Source organism: Streptomyces sp. SPB074, assembly GCF_000154905.1.
In the GTDB taxonomy this organism is placed as follows: Bacteria; Actinomycetota; Actinomycetes; order Streptomycetales; family Streptomycetaceae; genus Streptomyces.
This window is the reverse complement of the sequence record NZ_GG770539.1, coordinates 6,348,784-6,349,851: the sequence shown is the minus strand read 5'-3', so window position 1 is coordinate 6,349,851 and position 1,068 is coordinate 6,348,784. Positions and strand designations below refer to the sequence as shown.

Below are 1,068 nucleotides of genomic sequence, written 5' to 3'. Positions count from 1 at the left end.
GGGGGACGGACCGGGCGGGGGCGGTTCCGCGCCAGCCGGGCAGGTGGTTTCGGACAAGGGACGCCGCAATGGTCCGTACCTTGCCTCGCCTGGTACGGACCTTCTCCTCTCCCAGGTCACAAGCCCCGTACGGTCCCCGCCTCCCCCGTCCCGGAGCGGCGCGCGGCCTTGTACGATCCGGCCACACAGGGTGCGAGCTGGAAGGACGTGACGTGGGGCGGCTGACCGGTGGTGATCCCTCTTTGCTGCGGCGGATCAACTCCGCCGTGGTCCTCGACACGCTGCGCGGCGGGCAGCCCCGTACGCTCACCGAGGTCGCGCGCCTGACCGGGCTCTCGCGCCCCACCGTCGAGGGCGCGGTGGACGATCTCGCCGCCGCCGGGCTCGTCGTGGAGACGGCCGCCGACGCCGGGACGCGCAAGCAGGGCCGTCCGGCCCGCCTCTACCGCTTCCGCGCCGAAGCGGGGCACCTGCTGGGCCTGGAGATCGGCCCGCACCGCGTCGCCGCGACCGTCTCGGACCTGGAGGGCCGCGAACTCGGCTCGGCGGCACGCGAGGTGGAGGAGTCGGCGGGCGCCGACGACCGGATCGAGCGCCTGCGCCTGACCGTCGGCGAACTGCTGCGGCACACGGGCGTGGGGCGCGACTCGCTGCGCGCGGTGGGGGTGGGGAGTCCGGGCATCGTCGAGGCGGACGGCACGATCCGGCTGGGGACCGCGTTGCCGGAGTGGACGGGTCTCCGGCTCGGGGAGCGGCTGCGCCGGTCCTTCCGCTGCCCCGTGCTGGTCGAGAACGACGCGAACGCCGCCGCGCTCGCGGAGCACTGGCAGGGCGCCGCGCGCGGCAGCGACGACGTCGTCGTGGTGCTCGCGGGGCTGAGCCCGGGCGCGGGCTCGCTCATCGGCGGCCGGCTGCACCGGGGGTTCGGCGGGGCCGCCGGGGAGATCGGCGCGCTGCACCTGCTGGGGCAGGAGGAGACGCCGGAGACGCTGCTCTCCACGACAGGCCGCCCGTTGCACCCCCTCGACGAGCGGGCCGTGACGGAGGTCTTCGCGCTCGCCCGGGACG

General features: G+C 75.9%; 1 protein-coding gene. It reads left to right on the top strand.

Annotated elements, in window-relative coordinates:
- Positions 1-212: 212 nt before the first annotated feature.
- Positions 213-1,068: ROK family transcriptional regulator (locus SSBG_RS27095; protein WP_037870745.1), on the top strand; the 856-nt coding region annotated here is incomplete at its 3' end.